Source organism: Kineosporia rhizophila (assembly GCF_021277265.1).
GTDB lineage: Bacteria > Actinomycetota > Actinomycetes > Actinomycetales > Kineosporiaceae > Kineosporia > Kineosporia rhizophila.
On record NZ_JAJSOH010000033.1, the window covers coordinates 48,286 to 62,783 of the forward strand.

Here is a 14,498-nt window from a genome sequence, read left to right on the forward strand (position 1 = left end):
TCCAGACAGGAACCACCAACTTTCGAGAGGCCACACCGTGCTGCGCACCCATCAGGCCGGATCCCTGCGGTCCGGCCACGTCGGCGAAACCGTCATCCTCACCGGATGGGTCGCCTCCCGCCGGGATCACGGCGGGGTGGCGTTCGTCGACCTTCGGGATGCCTCCGGCGTCGCCCAGGTGGTCGTCCGCGACGAGGCCGTCGCCCACGGCCTGCGCTCGGAGTTCTGCCTGCGGGTCACCGGTGAGGTCTCGCCCCGGCCGGAGGGCAACGAGAACCCGGCCCTGGCCACCGGTGAGATCGAGGTGATCGCCACCCGGGTCGAGGTGCTCAACGAGTCGGCGCCGCTGCCGTTCCAGCTCGACGACCACATCGAGGTCGGCGAGGAGACCCGGCTGAAGTACCGCTACCTGGACCTGCGCCGCAGCGGCCCGGCCGCGGCCATCCGGCTGCGCAGCAAGGTCAACCAGGCCGCCCGCAACGTGCTGCTCGACCAGGACTTCGTCGAGATCGAGACGCCGACCCTGACCCGCTCCACCCCCGAGGGCGCCCGCGACTTCGTCGTCCCGGCCCGGCTGAAGCCCGGCTCCTGGTACGCCCTGCCGCAGAGCCCGCAGCTGTTCAAGCAGCTGCTCATGGTCGGCGGGATGGAGCGCTACTTCCAGATCGCCCGCTGCTACCGCGACGAGGACTTCCGGGCCGACCGCCAGCCCGAGTTCACCCAGCTCGACATCGAGATGTCGTTCGTCGAGCAGGACGACGTGATCGCGGTCGGCGAGCAGATCGTCAAGGCGCTGTGGAAGCTGATCGGCCACGAGATCACCACGCCGATCCCGCGGATGACCTACGGCGACGCGATGGCCCGGTACGGCTCCGACAAGCCCGACCTGCGCTTCGGCAACGAGCTGGTCGACATGACCAAGTACTTCGCGGGCACGCCGTTCCGGGTGTTCCAGTCCGAGTACGTGGGCGCCGTGGTGATGCCCGGTGGTGGCTCGCAGCCGCGCCGGCAGCTCGACGCCTGGCAGGAGTGGGCCAAGCAGCGCGGCGCCCGGGGTCTGGCCTACGTGCTGATCGCCGAGGACGGCACGCTGTCCGGCCCGGTGGCCAAGAACATCTCCGAGGCCGAGCGGGCCGGTCTGGCCGAGGCCGTCGGCGCGAAGCCGGGCGACTGCGTGTTCTTCGGTGCCGGGATCACCTCCGAGGCCCGGGCCCTGCTGGGCGCCGCCCGGCTGGAGATCGGCAAGCGCTGCGGCCTGATCGACGCCGACCGCTGGGAGTTCGTCTGGATCGTCGACGCCCCGCTGTTCGAGCCCGCCTCGGCCGCGGTGGCCAGCGGTGACGTGGCCGTCGGCTCGGGCGCCTGGACGGCCGTGCACCACGCCTTCACCTCGCCCAAGCCGGAGTGGATCGACAAGTTCGAGTCCGACCCGGGCAACGCCCTGGCCTACGCCTACGACATCGTCTGCAACGGCAACGAGATCGGTGGCGGGTCGATCCGTATCCACCAGCGCTCGGTGCAGGAGCGGGTCTTCGCGATGATGGGCCTGAGCGACGAGGACGCCCAGGAGAAGTTCGGCTTCCTGCTCGACGCCTTCAAGTTCGGCGCCCCGCCGCACGGCGGCATCGCCTTCGGCTGGGACCGGATCGTCATGCTGCTGGCCGGGGCCGACTCGCTGCGTGAGGTCATCGCGTTCCCGAAGAGCGGCGGCGGCTACGACCCGCTGACCGCTGCTCCGGCGCCGATCACCCCGGCCCAGCGCAAGGAGGCCGGGGTCGACTTCGTGCCGCCCAAGCCCAAGCCGGCCACTGACGAGGCGTTCGTGGAGCAGGGCCTGGAAGGCCAGAAGCAGGCCTGATTTCCGCATTTACGATCCCCGGTCCGCGTCGTGCGGGCCGGGGATCGTGTTTTGCTGCCCCGGCACCGCCCTCCGATTAATGGACGCTTCGTGCCCCCGTACCGTCGTTGGGTTGGGGGGAGAGGGGGAGACATGGGTAACGGGGCGATCGTGCTGACCGTCGAACTGGGCGTCGCCGTGTTCGCAGGCTTGGTGAGCCTGCTGGGCGGGGCATCCGTTCCGGTCGCGCTGGGCATCACGGCAGGCGCCTTCGTGGTCGCCTTCGTCGTGGGAATGATCTGGAAGCGGATGACCGCATCATCGGTCGCCGGGGGGACGAAAGGCCGGGGAGTCGGCTCGTCCGGTGCGGCGGGCGGATCGGCCGCTTCTTACGACGGCGGCTGGAGCCCTCCGTCAGACAGTTCCGGCGGCGGTAGCGATGGGGGTGGCGGCGGGGGCAGTTACTGAAACCCCGGCATTTTCCTCTTCGCCGGCATCGCGACCCTGGCCGCCACTGCCGACCCGGCCGTGGCAGCCGTCGTGCTGTCCCCGGTTCGGGCCTCTACGGTGGTGCTCATGAGACACAATAGCCACAAGGTCCGGTCGTGAGCCCTCAGTTGCTGCGGTCGTTCCTGTTCCCGGCCGTGGCCTTCGTGATCGCCCTGGTGCTCAACCTGGTGCTCGGCAACGGTGTCGTGGTGGGGCTGGTCCTCGGCCTGGTGGCCGCCGTGCTCTCGTTCGGCGTCGACTGGCTGCTCAACCGCGGCCAGAACGGCACCCCACCCCGCTGATCACCCTGCGGCGCATCGTTGTCGGTGGCTGCGGATAATCTGCGACCGATGGCCGATCTGTTCTCCTCCGACGAAGCCGAGGCCCCCGACGCGGGGGCGGCGGCCGCGCTCAACCCTGTCCGCCCCGGCAGCCTCGGCCACGCGGGCAGCGGCGACCGCCCGCCGCTGGCCGTCCGTATGCGTCCACGCACCCTCGACGAACTGGTCGGCCAGGAGCATCTGCTCGGCCCCGGTTCCCCTCTGCGCCGCCTGGCCGAGGGGGCCGACGGGCTGGCGGGCCCGGCGTCCGTCATTCTCTGGGGTCCTCCGGGAGCCGGGAAGACCACGCTCGCGCACGTGGTCTCCAACACCGGCGGCCGCCGGTTCGTCGAACTGTCGGCCGTCACCGCCGGCGTGAAAGACGTGCGCCGGGTGATGGAAGAGGCGCGCCAGCTGCGCGACCGGTCCGAGACCCGCACCGTCCTCTTCCTCGACGAGATCCACCGTTTCACCAAGTCCCAGCAGGACGGCCTGCTGCCGGGGGTGGAGAACCGCTGGGTCATCCTGGTCGCCGCGACCACCGAGAACCCCTCGTTCAGCGTGATCTCCCCTCTGTTGTCCCGCTCGCTGCTGCTCACCCTGCGGCAGCTGGAAGACGCCGACATCGCGGGTCTGCTGCAGCGCGCGGTGCAGGACGAGCGCGGCCTGAACGGCACGGTCGAGCTGGGTGAAGAGGCCACGGCGGCGCTGGTCCGGCTCTCCGACGGAGACGCCCGCCGGGCCCTCACCTCGCTCGAGGCGGCAGCCGGCAGCGCGCTCAGCCGGGGCGAGCACGAGACCGTCACCGTGGAGGACGTGGAGCAGGCCGTCGACAAGGCGATGGTCCGCTACGACCGCGAGGGCGACCAGCACTACGACATCACCAGCGCGCTGATCAAGAGCATCCGCGGTTCCGACGTCGACGCCGCCCTGCACTACCTGGCCCGGATGCTCGAGGCTGGTGAAGACCCGCGGTTCATCGCCCGCCGGCTCATGATCGCCGCCTCCGAGGAGATCGCCATGGCCGACCCGACCGCGCTGCCGGTGGCCGTGGCGGCGGCCCAGGCGGTGCAGATGATCGGCATGCCCGAGGGGCGGATCATCCTGGCCCAGGCCACGGTGCACCTGGCGATGGCGCCCAAGTCGAACGCCTCCTACATGGCGATCAACGCGGCCACCCAGGACGTGCGCTCCGGGCTGGGCGGTCCGGTGCCGCCGGACCTGCGCGACGCGCACTACTCCGGTGCCAAGAAACTCGGCCACGGGCGGGGTTACAAGTACGCCCACGACCATCCCCACGGGGTGGTGGCCCAGCAGTACCTGCCCGACGACCTGGCCGGCCGGGAGTACTACGCCCCCACCGACCGGGGCGCCGAGCGAGGTATGGCCGAACGCCTGGCCCGCCTGAGATCCGTGCTCCGCGGCGGCAACCGGCGCCGCTGAACGCCGCTGCGGCACCGGCCGGGGAGTGTCGCAGAACCACCGGGACAGCGGTACCGCCGGACCGCGATAGGGTCAACCCCGTTCGGCCGGGAAGTGACCGGTTTACCGGACCTGGCCGAACCAGTCCGCAGCGCGCGATGAAAGGGATAACTCATGGTGGGCGACATCGCCGGGCTGATCGCAGCCATAGCCTTCGTCCTCCTCGTCGGCGTGATTGCGATCCCCCTGATCAAGCTGGGCAAGGTGCTGGACGAGACGCGCAACACCGTGCGTGGCCTCTCCGACGGTGCGCTCCCGCTGCTGTCCGAGGTGACCACCACCGTGGCCTCGACCAACCAGCAGCTGGGCAAGGTCGACACGATCACGAACAACGTGGCCCAGGTGTCCACCAACGTCTCCGCGCTGACCGCGCTGTTCGCCGCCACCCTGGGCTCGCCGGTGGTCAAGGTCGCCGCGTTCACCTACGGCGTGCGCCAGGCCGTCGGGGGCCGCAAGGCCGCCGGTCAGCGGAAGCGGTGAGGCACTGATGGCCAGGCTCTTCTGGATCGCGGTCGGCGCCGGGGCCGGCGTCTACGCCGTGCGCAAGCTGACGAAGACGGTCGAGCAGTACTCCCCGGCCGGGATGAGCGACTCGCTCTCCTCGTCGATCTCCTCCCTCGGTGACGGCCTGCGCGAGATGGCCGCGGTGATCCGTGAGGGGATGGCCGAGCGCGAGCAGGAGCTGCGTCTCGCCCTGGGTGTCGAGGCCGGGACGATGAGTCCCGAGGCCGCACAATCGCTGGTGGACGACCCCACCGGCCCGTCCCGCCCGGGGCAGTACCCCCGGTACGACGACGAGGACGAGTTCGGCCTGGGCGGGCCGGGCAACGGTCGCCGCCCCTACTGAATCGCCGGAAAACCCCTGGCCCCCGCCGTCGCCCTCCGGGCACGGTGAGGGGCTACAGGCACAACCGGTCCGCGACGCAGGTCGCACCGTGACGCGAAAGGTCAGATCCATGGAGACGGCAGAGATCCGCCGCCGCTGGCTGCGGTACTTCTCGACGCGTGGGCACACGGTCGTGCCGAGTGCTCCGCTGCTGTACGACGACCCGACCCTGCTGTTCGTCAACGCCGGCATGGTCCCCTTCAAGCCCTACATGCTGGGCCAGGAGACGCCGCCGTACCAGCGCGCCACGAGCGTCCAGAAGTGCATCCGCACCCTCGACATCGACGAGGTCGGCAAGACCAGCCGGCACGGCACGTTCTTCCAGATGAACGGCAACTTCTCCTTCGGTGACTACTTCAAGGAGAAGGCGATCGAGCTGGCCTGGGAGCTGATGACCCGCGACCAGTCCGACGGCGGCTACGGCCTGGACGAGTCCCGGCTGTGGGTCACCGTGCTGCAGGGCGACGAGGAGTCGCGCGGCATCTGGCGCCGGGTGGCGGGCCTGCCCGACGAGCGGATCGTCCAGCGTGGTCTGGCCGACAACTACTGGCACATGGGGGTTCCGGGCCCGGGCGGCCCGTGCAGCGAGATCTACTTCGACCGCGGGCCGGCCTACGGCCCCGACGGTGGCCCGGAGGCGGACGAGGACCGCTACCTGGAGATCTGGAACCTCGTCTTCATGCAGGAGATGCTGAGCGAGGTCCGCACCAAGATCGACTTCGACGTCGAGGCGCCGCTTCCGTCGAAGAACATCGACACCGGCATGGGCCTGGAGCGGATGGCCAGCCTGCTGCAGGGGGTGGACAACCTCTACGAGATCGACGAGGTCTACCCGGTCATCGCCCGGGTCGAGGAGATCACCGGCCGGCGCTACGGCGCCGACGCGCAGGACGACGTGCGGATGCGGGTGATCGCCGACCACGTGCGCAGCGGCCTGATGCTGATCGGCGACGGCGTCACCCCGTCCAACGAGGCGCGCGGCTACGTGCTGCGCCGCCTGCTGCGCCGGGTGATCCGCTCGGTGCGGCTGCTCGGTGTGCAGGACGCGGCGATCACCGACCTGCTCACCGTGTCGAAGGACCGGATGGCGGCCTCGTACCCCGAGCTGGAGACCAACTTCGCCCGGATCAGCCAGATCGCGCAGGCCGAGGAGCAGGCGTTCACCCGCACCCTCAGCGCCGGCACGACGATCCTGGACACGGCCGTGGCGAGCGCGAAGTCGGCGGGTGAGAGCACGCTCTCCGGCGAGCGCGCGTTCCAGCTGCACGACACCTACGGCTTCCCGATCGACCTGACCCTGGAGATGGCCTCCGAGCAGGGCCTGACCGTCGACCACGACGGTTTCCGCCGGCTCATGGCCGAGCAGCGCAACCGGGCCAAGGCCGACGCCAAGGCGAAGAAGGTCGGGCACGCCGACACCTCGGTCTACCGCGAGCTTCGCGAGCCCGGCATCACCGAGTTCACCGGCTACCGCGAGCTGTCCACCGACTCCACCGTGCGCGGCCTGATCCTCGACGGCAGCCCGGTCGAGTCGGCCGACAAGGGCCAGACCATCCAGGTCGTGCTCGAGCGCACCCCGTTCTACGCCGAGTCCGGTGGCCAGATCGCCGACGAGGGCGAGATCACCGCCGACGGTGCACGGCTGCGCGTGCTCGACGTCCAGCGTCCGGTCAAGGGCCTGATCGTGCACACGGTGGAGGTCACCGAGGGCACCATCCGGTCCGGTTCCGACGTGCTGGCCAGCGTCGACCGCGAGTGGCGGCTGTCCGCCTGCCAGGCGCACTCGGGCACCCACGTGGTGCACGCGGCGCTGCGGCAGGTGCTCGGGCCCACGGCGCTGCAGAGCGGTTCCTTCAACCGCCCCGGCTACCTACGGCTCGACTTCGCCTGGACGTCCGGGCTCGACGCGGCCGTCAAGGAGGAGCTCGAGCAGGTCGCGAACCTGGCGCTGCGCTACGACTACCCGGTCTCGGCCACCTACATGCCGATCCAGAAGGCGCGCGAGATCGGCGCCCTGGCGCTGTTCGGCGAGACGTACGACGAGGAGGTCCGCGTCGTCGAGATGGGCGGGGCCTGGTCGCGTGAGCTGTGCGGTGGCACGCACGTCGAGCACAGCTCCCAGATCGGCGCGATCTCGCTGATCGGCGAGTCCTCGGTCGGCGCCGGCACCCGCCGGCTGGAGGCCTACGTCGGTCTCGACGCGCTGCGCTTCCTGGGGCGTGAGCGCGCCCTGGTCAGCCAGCTCACCGAGGCGCTGAAGGTGCGCCCCGAAGAGCTGCCCGAGCGGGTCAACGCCCTGGTCGCCCGCCTGCGCGAGGCCGAGAAGGAGCTCGAGAAGGGCCGCCGTCAGGTTCTTCTGAACGCGGCCTCGTCGCTGGTCGACAAGGCCGCCGACATCAACGGCGTGGCCCTGGTCGCGCACGACGCGGGCCCGGCCGACCCGGCCGACGCCCGGGCGCTGGCGCTCGACGTGCGGGGCCGGATCGCCGAGTCCCGGGCCGGGGTGGTCGCGGTCGCCGCGGTCGCCAAGGAGCGGCCGGTCGTGGTCGTCGCCACCAACGAGCAGGCCCGGGCGCGCGGCGTCAAGGCCGGCGAACTGGTGCGCGAGGCGGCCAAGGTCCTCGGTGGCGGAGGCGGCGGCAAGGACGACGTGGCGCAGGGCGGTGGCGCGGACGCGTCAAAGATCGCCGAGGCGATGCGCCGGATCGAGGCCGTCGTCGCCGAGCGATCGGCCGGCAGCTGAGCGGCATGCGTCAGGGTGTCCGCCTCGGGGTGGACGTCGGCAGCGTCCGGGTGGGTCTTTCCCGCTCGGACGCGGCCGGGCTCCTGGCCACACCGCTGGAGACCGTGCAGCGGACAGAGGGCGACGATTCGCATTATGAGCGAATCGCACTCTTAGTCACCGAACTTGCGGTCTGTGAGGTAATCGTCGGGCTTCCGCGATCACTTTCCGGTGCCGAGGGGGCAGCGGCGGGGCTCGCTCGCGCGTACTCTGTCGAAGTCGCCCGTCGGGTGGCGCCCGTACCCGTGCGCCTCGTCGACGAGCGGCTCAGTACCGTGACCGCTCACCAGCGGCTTCGCGAGGCTGGTGTGAAAGGACGCAAACGCCGTCCCGTCGTCGATCAGGCGGCAGCGGTGGTGATCCTGCAGTCGGCCCTGGACAGCGAACGCTCGTCCGGCCGCCCGCCCGGATCACCGGTCGTCCCGGAATCGGATCCGGATGGTCCGGGTCCTGGCCATGGAGAGGCACTGACGTGAGCGAGGCTGCGGCGTGAGCGATCTTTCGTCGCTGCATGACGTGCTCCCCGGGGGTTTCCCGGGAGAGCAGCCCGGGCGGCGCCGTCGGGCCGGCCGCCAGCAGCGTAAACGTCGCAAGCAGCGCCGGCGTCGTACCACCACCGTCGTGCTGGTGTCCCTGCTGATCGCCGGCGCCGGGGTCTACGGCGCCTACCTGGCCATCGCCCCCATTGTCGAGCGGCTGACCGCTCCGAAGGACTACGCGGGTCCGGGCACCGGCAAGGTCGAGGTGGTCATCCCGGACGGCGCCTCGGGCCGCACCATCGCCCAGGCCCTGGCCGACGCCGGTGTCACCAAGACGCCGGCCGCCTTCATCGACGTCATTGCCGAGGACAAGCGTTCCACCAGCATCCAGCCCGGCACCTACGCGATGAAGAAGCAGATGTCGGCCGCCGGTGCGCTGGACATCCTGGTCGATCCCGAGAACCAGATCGTACGCAGGGTCACCATCCCGGAAGGCACCCGGCTCGCCGACGCCCTCAGTGTCATCGCCAAGAAGCTCGACCTGAAGGAACCCGATCTTCGGAAGGCGGCCAAGTCGGGCGACATCGGCCTGCCCAAGGCGGCCAAGGGCAACCTCGAGGGCTTCCTCTACCCGGCCACCTACGACTTCGGGCCGGACGTCACCGCCGAGTCCGCACTCAGGGACATGGTGAAGCGTGGGCAGCAGACCTACGACGAGCTCGGGATCCCGGACAAGGAGCTGCGCCGGGTGGTGATCGAGGCCAGTCTGCTCGAGGCCGAGGCCGGCACCGAGAAGTACATGGGCAAGGTGGCCCGGGTGATCGAGAACCGGATCAAGTCCAATACGGCCCTGCAGTTCGACTCCACGGTCAGCTACGCCACCGGCAAGTTCAACGTGACCACCAGCGACGCCGACCGCAGCAACCCGAGCCCGTACAACACGTACTACCACAAGGGGCTGCCGGCCGGCCCGATCAGCAACCCGGGGGAGGCCGCGCTCAAGGCGGCGCTCAACCCGACGCCGGGCAAGTGGATGTACTTCGTCACCACGAACCCGAGCACCGGGGAGACCAAGTTCGCCAACGACTTCGCGCAGCACCAGGTCTACGTGAAGGAGTTCCAGGCCTGGCTGCGGGAGAACCCGGGTAATTGACCTTGCCTGAGCATCGCGCAGCGGTGCTGGGGAGCCCGATCGCACACTCGCTCTCCCCAGCACTGCACTGCGCTGCCTACGAGGCACTGGGGCTGCGCGACTGGCACTATGGCGCGTTCGAACTGGACGAGGACGCGTTCGGTGCCTGGTTCAGTGAGCTCGGACCGCAGTGGTCAGGGCTGTCACTGACCATGCCCCTCAAGCGGGTGGTGATGCCCCTGCTGTCCGAGGTGACCCCCCTGGCCGAGGCTGTGGGGGCGGTGAACACGGTTACCTGGACAGCAGATCGGCGGACTGTAGGCACCAACACGGACGTGTACGGCCTGGTTCAGGCCCTGCGTTCAGTCGGTGTGTCGGCACCTCTGGAATCGGCGTGCATCGTCGGCGCGGGGGCCACGGCCTCTTCCGCAGTGGCGGCGCTGGCCGAGCTGGGGTGCCGCAATGTGACGGTGTTGGCGCGATCTGCTGAACGGGCGGGCCAGCCGTTGGAGGTAGCCGAAAAGCTCAGCGTTCAGGCGCGTGTGGGCACGCTCGACGAGCACGCTGTCGTCATGTCGGCTCAGGCAGTGGTAGTCACTCTGCCCGGGCCGGCGGCGGGGGAGTGGGCGAAAGGGCTGCACGTCTCCGGTCGGCCTGACGGGCCGATGCTCGATGTCTCGTACCATCCGTGGCCGACCAGAGCAGCCCAATTGTGGACGTCCGCGGGCGCGGCTTCCGTAGGTGGTTTCGAGATGCTCCTGCACCAGGCCGCGGAACAGGTGCGGCTGATGACCGGGCTGCAGGCCCCGGTCGATGAGATGCGGGTCGCGGGCGAGAAGGTTCTGGCCTCCCGCTGAGCCGTCCGGGTAGATCCCCGGCTCAAGCACGTCCTCCCCTTGGCCGAAAGGCCTACGGACCGGTGGCTCGTACGCGCGCCACCGGCCGTGACCGCGGACCGCCCCGGCACGGTGCCAAGGAGGATGCGGTGGAAAGCAGCGCCGAACGACCCGCCGGGGAAGGCCCGCAGCCCGCTGGTGAGCCGCCCACTCAGCCTCCCGGGCAGGCAGCTGCCCCGCTCGCGCCGCAGCCCCGGCTGCATCCCGCGGTTACCCCGACCTATCCGGCCGCTGCTCAGCCAGGGCAGGGCGGCGCCACCCCGGGTCTGGTACCCCCGCCGCAGGCGCATCCCGCCGCGGCTCAACCAGGCGTGGGGCCGGTCACTCCGCCCGTGCCGGCGGGACACTATGCCGCCCAGCCGGGGGCTCAACAGCAGGGGCACGTTCAGCCTGGCCTGGTGGGTGGCGCTGCGGCGGCCCAGCAGCCCGGCGCTCCGGTGCAGCCCGGCCTGGCGCCCCCGGTGCAGGCGCAGCCGTTTGCTCAGCAGCCCCCGGTTCAGCCCGGTCTCATGTCCCCCTCACCGCAGCAGACCCAGAGTCAGCCGGGGTATGGGCAGCAGATGCAGGCGCCTGGGCAGCAGCGCCCCCCGCAGCAGACTCCTGTCCAGGTTCAGGCGCAGGGGAGCCAGACGCAGCAGACCTACGTACAGGCCCAAGCGCAAACACCTGGGGTGCAGGCCCAGGTTCAGACGCAGGCCCAGGTTCAGACGCAGCACGGTCTCGTGCAGCAGGTCCAGGCGCAGCAGGTGCACGTCCAGCAGGTGCAGCCGCAACAAGGTCAACCCCAACTGGCCCAGCCGCAGATGCCCCAACCCCAGCAGGGACAAGCGCAAATGACCCAGCCCCAAGCGGCCCAGCAGCAGGGGCAGCCGCGATTGGCTGCGGCGCAACAGCCTTCCGGTCAGCCCGGACTCCAGCCTCCCGGTCAGTATCAGACCCCCGTCCGGCAGCAGGTTCCCCCGCAGCAGACTCCCGGCCTGCAGCCCGCCGGGGCCCCCCAGACCGTCATGCCTCCCACCGTCATGCCCCCCACGGTGATGCCGCCCGCCCAGCAACAACCCCAGCCGCCCCAGGCACAGCCCGGGCTCATTCCGCCCTCGCAGCAGCCCCCGCCGGTGCAGCCCGGCCGCCACGCCGCCCCCGCCGGGCAGCCGCCCAAACCGTCCCGCGGCGCCGAAGAAATGGGCTTCGACCTGCACAAGGTGCTCCAGTTCCTGGTCCAGCAGGGCGGTTCCGACCTCCACCTGTCCAACGGTGCGCCCCCGCTGGTCCGGATCCGCGGCCACCTGGCCCCGATCCCGAACCACCCGCCGCTGAACCCCAACACGATCATGTCGACGATCTACGCGATCCTCACCCAGAAGCAGCGTGAACGCTTCGAGGAGAACCTGGAACTCGACTTCGCCTACGCCGTGCCCGGCGCGTCCCGCTTCCGGGTGAACGTCTACCGGCAGCGCGAGTCGATGGGCGCCGTCATGCGGGTGATCCCCTACGAGATCAAGACTTTGGAGCAGCTCGGGATCAACCCCAAGGTCTCGGCGCTGGCCGCCCTGCCCCGCGGCATGGTCCTGGTCACCGGCCCCACCGGCTCCGGCAAGTCGACCACCCTGGCCGCCCTGATCGACCTGGCCAACCGCACCCGGCACGACCACATCATGACCGTCGAGGACCCCATCGAGTTCCTCCACCCGAACAAGAACTGTCTGGTCAACCAGCGTGAGGTGGGGGAGGACACGCACTCGTTCGGGGCCGCCCTGAAGAGCGTGCTGCGCCAGGACCCGGACATCATCCTGGTCGGTGAGCTGCGTGACCTGGAGACCATCTCGGTCGCCCTCACCGCCGCCGAGACCGGCCACCTGGTGTTCGGCACCCTGCACACCCAGGACGCCGCCCAGACCGTCGACCGGATCATCGACGTCTTCCCGCCCGAACAGCAGCAACAGGTACGCGTCCAGCTGGCCGGCGCCCTGCAGGGCGTGGTCTGCCAGGCCCTGGTCCGCTCCGCCGACGGCAAGGGCCGCGTCGCCGCCACCGAGGTCCTCTTCGCCACCGGCGCCATCCGCAACCTGATCCGCGAGGGCAAGACCCACCAGATCTACTCCTCCATGCAGGCCGGGGCCCAGGCCGGCATGCAGACCATGGACCAGTGCCTGGCCGACCTGGTGAAGCAGAACAAGGTGCAGTTCGACCAGGCCCTCGAGAAGGCCCACCACGCAGACGACTTCAAGCGCCTGACCGGCCGGGCCTGAGGGGAGCGGAACGATGGCCACCGCGACCGCGGCCAAGACCTACGAGTACTCCTACCGCGACAAGAAGGGCAAACTCGTCAAGGGCAAGCTCGAGGCCCCCAGCGAGGAAGTGCTGATCCAGCGCCTGCGGCAGCAGGGCTTCGCGCCTCTGGACGTGAAGCAGGCCAACACCGGCCTGAGCATGGAGATCAAGCTCCCCGGCAGCAACAAGGTCGACCTGAAGGACCTGGCGATCATGAGCCGCCAGTTCGCCACGATGATCGACTCCGGCCTGTCGCTGCTGAAGTCGCTGAGCATCCTCGCCGAGCAGACCGAGAGCGCGCCCCTGGCAAAGGTTCTCAACGAAGTGCGCCACGACGTCGAGGGCGGCGGCGCCCTGTCCACGGCGATGGCCAAGCACACCAAGGTCTTCCCGCCCCTGATGATCAACATGTGCCGGGCCGGCGAGGTCGGCGGCTTCCTGGACAAGGTGCTGCTCCAGATCGCCGAGAACATGGAGGCGGAGGTCAAGCTCCGCGCCAAGATCAAATCTGCGATGACCTACCCCGTAGTGGTATTCATCATGGCCATCATCGCGGTGGTCGGCATGCTGCTGTTCATCGTGCCGGTGTTCAGCAACATGTTCGCCACGCTGGGCGGTGAACTACCGGCCCCCACCAAGGCCCTGGTCTTCCTGTCGAGCGCCATGAAGATCATTGCCCCGGTGGCGATTGTTCTGGCTATTCCGGGTGGCGTGCTTTGGGGAAAATATAGAAACACGGAAGCTGTTCGAGGCGTCGTCGACCCGATGAAACTGAAGGTGCCCATCTTCGGGGACTTGTTCCGAAAGGTTGCGATCAGCCGTTTCTCCCGCAATCTGGGCACGATGCTGACTGCGGGTGTGCCGATTCTGCGCAGCCTGGAGATCGTCGGTGAGGCGGCCGGCAATGTGGTGCTGCGCGACGCTGCCAAGGCCGTGGAAGAAAGCGTGCGGCAAGGAAAGACCCTCGCGGGTCCCCTGTCTGAGCACAAGGTGTTCCCGCCGATGGTGGTGCAGATGCTGTCGGTCGGTGAGGACACCGGCGCCATGGACAACATGCTGCACAAGATTGCAGACTTTTACGACCAAGAGGTCGAGGCCACCACGGAAGCGCTGACCAGCATCATCGAGCCGCTGATGATTGCCGTGCTGGGATCGGTGATCGGCGCCATGATCGTGGCCCTCTACATGCCCATCTTCTCGGTGTTCGAGCTGATCGAGTAGCCCAGAGATTCCGGTCGCAGCTTCCTCAACTTCTGTTCAGGACAGCCGATATCACACGTGTCATCGAGTAGCGCCAGCTTGCCCAGGCCGGGCGGCGCACTCAGCAAGCCGCACCGTCAGATCTCAGAAGGAGCACTCGATGCTCGCTCGTATCCGCAAGTCGATGAAGGAGAAGGACCAGGGCTTCACCCTGATCGAACTTCTGGTCGTGATGATCATCATCGGTATTCTGGCTGCCATCGCCGTGCCGGTGTTCCTCAGCCAGCGGAAGAAGGCTCAGGACAGTGCGACCAAGTCGGACGTGTCCTCGCTCGGTAAGGAAATCGCCTCCTACTACGTCGACTCGACTACCCCGCCGACTGTGGTCATCGCTTCCGGCCGGTACGTCGTCGGTGGCAACGATGCAGGCAAGGTCAGCTCAGGCGTTTACTTCAACGGCGACTCCACGAAGTCGAGCACCACTTACACGCTGGTCAACAGCACCTGGACCAGCAGTAGCTGGTGTGTCTCACTGAGCAACGACGGTGGCAGCAAGACCTGGAGCTACTCCGCCCAGAACGGCCTTCAGTCAGCTGCGCTCGGTACTGCCGCCTGCTGATCGCGCTACGGGATTGACGTGCGAAGGCCAGCCGGTTCGTATCCGGCTGGCCTTCTGCCGTGGACTCTCCCAAGGCTTGCCGTAGGTGTTTCGAGAAGGAGAAAG

General features: G+C 69.1%; 14 protein-coding genes. 13 read left to right on the plus strand and 1 reads right to left on the minus strand.

The window, feature by feature from the left end; all coding sequences use genetic code 11:
* The first annotated feature begins 37 nt into the window (after nucleotides 1-37).
* The 10 genes from aspS to LWF15_RS31095 all read left to right on the plus strand — a co-directional run bounded on the left by aspS (nucleotide 38) and on the right by LWF15_RS31095 (nucleotide 10,264).
* Nucleotides 38-1,858 carry an aspartate--tRNA ligase gene (gene aspS, locus LWF15_RS31050; RefSeq protein WP_232814538.1) on the plus strand — a complete coding sequence of 607 codons (1,821 nt, stop codon included), beginning with the start codon at nucleotides 38-40 and terminating at the stop codon, nucleotides 1,856-1,858.
* 132 nt (nucleotides 1,859-1,990) lie between these two features.
* On the plus strand, nucleotides 1,991-2,305 hold the full coding sequence (locus tag LWF15_RS31055; protein ID WP_232814539.1) for a hypothetical protein: 315 nt from the start codon (nucleotides 1,991-1,993) through the stop codon (nucleotides 2,303-2,305).
* Between the two features lie 137 nt (nucleotides 2,306-2,442).
* Nucleotides 2,443-2,628, plus strand: coding sequence for a hypothetical protein (locus LWF15_RS31060; RefSeq protein WP_232814540.1), 186 nt, complete (start codon nucleotides 2,443-2,445; stop codon nucleotides 2,626-2,628).
* Between the two features lie 48 nt (nucleotides 2,629-2,676).
* Complete coding sequence (locus tag LWF15_RS31065) at nucleotides 2,677-4,089, plus strand: replication-associated recombination protein A (RefSeq protein WP_232814541.1); 1,413 nt, start codon at nucleotides 2,677-2,679, stop codon at nucleotides 4,087-4,089.
* A gap of 153 nt (nucleotides 4,090-4,242) precedes the next feature.
* Nucleotides 4,243-4,608: a DUF948 domain-containing protein gene (locus tag LWF15_RS31070; RefSeq protein ID WP_232814542.1), complete on the plus strand. Its 366-nt coding sequence runs from the start codon at nucleotides 4,243-4,245 to the stop codon at nucleotides 4,606-4,608.
* A gap of 7 nt (nucleotides 4,609-4,615) precedes the next feature.
* The gene (locus tag LWF15_RS31075) at nucleotides 4,616-4,975 is read left to right on the plus strand and encodes a DUF6167 family protein (RefSeq protein WP_232814543.1); all 360 of its coding nucleotides are present in this window, start codon (nucleotides 4,616-4,618) and stop codon (nucleotides 4,973-4,975) included.
* A 109-nt stretch (nucleotides 4,976-5,084) separates the two neighbouring features.
* Nucleotides 5,085-7,757 carry an alanine--tRNA ligase gene (alaS, locus tag LWF15_RS31080; protein WP_232814544.1) on the plus strand — a complete coding sequence of 891 codons (2,673 nt, stop codon included), beginning with the start codon at nucleotides 5,085-5,087 and terminating at the stop codon, nucleotides 7,755-7,757.
* Between the two features lie 5 nt (nucleotides 7,758-7,762).
* Nucleotides 7,763-8,272 carry a Holliday junction resolvase RuvX gene (ruvX, locus tag LWF15_RS31085; protein ID WP_269811135.1) on the plus strand — a complete coding sequence of 170 codons (510 nt, stop codon included), beginning with the start codon at nucleotides 7,763-7,765 and terminating at the stop codon, nucleotides 8,270-8,272.
* A gap of 13 nt (nucleotides 8,273-8,285) precedes the next feature.
* Nucleotides 8,286-9,428, plus strand: coding sequence for an endolytic transglycosylase MltG (mltG, locus tag LWF15_RS31090; RefSeq protein ID WP_232814546.1), 1,143 nt, complete (start codon nucleotides 8,286-8,288; stop codon nucleotides 9,426-9,428).
* 2 nt (nucleotides 9,429-9,430) lie between these two features.
* Nucleotides 9,431-10,264, plus strand: a complete 834-nt coding sequence (locus LWF15_RS31095; RefSeq protein ID WP_232814547.1) for a shikimate dehydrogenase — start codon at nucleotides 9,431-9,433, stop codon at nucleotides 10,262-10,264.
* A 557-nt stretch (nucleotides 10,265-10,821) separates the two neighbouring features.
* On the opposite strand, the gene LWF15_RS31100 is transcribed toward LWF15_RS31095, so the two are convergent.
* Complete coding sequence (locus tag LWF15_RS31100) at nucleotides 10,822-11,130, minus strand: hypothetical protein (protein WP_232814548.1); 309 nt, start codon at nucleotides 11,128-11,130, stop codon at nucleotides 10,822-10,824.
* A gap of 6 nt (nucleotides 11,131-11,136) precedes the next feature.
* On the opposite strand from LWF15_RS31100, the gene LWF15_RS31105 reads away from it, so the two are divergent.
* The 3 genes from LWF15_RS31105 (at nucleotide 11,137) to LWF15_RS31115 (ending at nucleotide 14,393) form a co-directional block, all read left to right on the plus strand.
* Nucleotides 11,137-12,552 (plus strand): type IV pilus twitching motility protein PilT, encoded by a 1,416-nt coding sequence (locus LWF15_RS31105; protein ID WP_269811136.1) that lies wholly within the window; start codon nucleotides 11,137-11,139, stop codon nucleotides 12,550-12,552.
* A gap of 13 nt (nucleotides 12,553-12,565) precedes the next feature.
* Entirely contained in the window at nucleotides 12,566-13,795 is a 1,230-nt protein-coding gene (locus LWF15_RS31110; protein ID WP_232814549.1) for a type II secretion system F family protein, read from the plus strand.
* 139 nt (nucleotides 13,796-13,934) lie between these two features.
* Entirely contained in the window at nucleotides 13,935-14,393 is a 459-nt protein-coding gene (locus tag LWF15_RS31115; RefSeq protein WP_232814550.1) for a type II secretion system protein, read from the plus strand.
* Nucleotides 14,394-14,498 lie beyond the last annotated feature (105 nt).

Bases quoted from the DNA above. Each gene is read 5' to 3' on its own strand.
- LWF15_RS31055 (WP_232814539.1), top strand. From the start codon at position 1,991: ATGGGTAACGGGGCGATCGTGCTGACCGTCGAACTGGGCGTCGCCGTG.
- LWF15_RS31065 (WP_232814541.1), top strand. From the start codon at position 2,677: ATGGCCGATCTGTTCTCCTCCGACGAAGCCGAGGCCCCCGACGCGGGG.
- LWF15_RS31070 (WP_232814542.1), top strand. From the start codon at position 4,243: ATGGTGGGCGACATCGCCGGGCTGATCGCAGCCATAGCCTTCGTCCTC.
- LWF15_RS31075 (WP_232814543.1), top strand. From the start codon at position 4,616: ATGGCCAGGCTCTTCTGGATCGCGGTCGGCGCCGGGGCCGGCGTCTAC.
- alaS (WP_232814544.1), top strand. From the start codon at position 5,085: ATGGAGACGGCAGAGATCCGCCGCCGCTGGCTGCGGTACTTCTCGACG.
- ruvX (WP_269811135.1), top strand. From the start codon at position 7,763: ATGCGTCAGGGTGTCCGCCTCGGGGTGGACGTCGGCAGCGTCCGGGTG.
- LWF15_RS31105 (WP_269811136.1), top strand. From the start codon at position 11,137: ATGACCCAGCCCCAAGCGGCCCAGCAGCAGGGGCAGCCGCGATTGGCT.
- LWF15_RS31110 (WP_232814549.1), top strand. From the start codon at position 12,566: ATGGCCACCGCGACCGCGGCCAAGACCTACGAGTACTCCTACCGCGAC.
- LWF15_RS31115 (WP_232814550.1), top strand. From the start codon at position 13,935: ATGCTCGCTCGTATCCGCAAGTCGATGAAGGAGAAGGACCAGGGCTTC.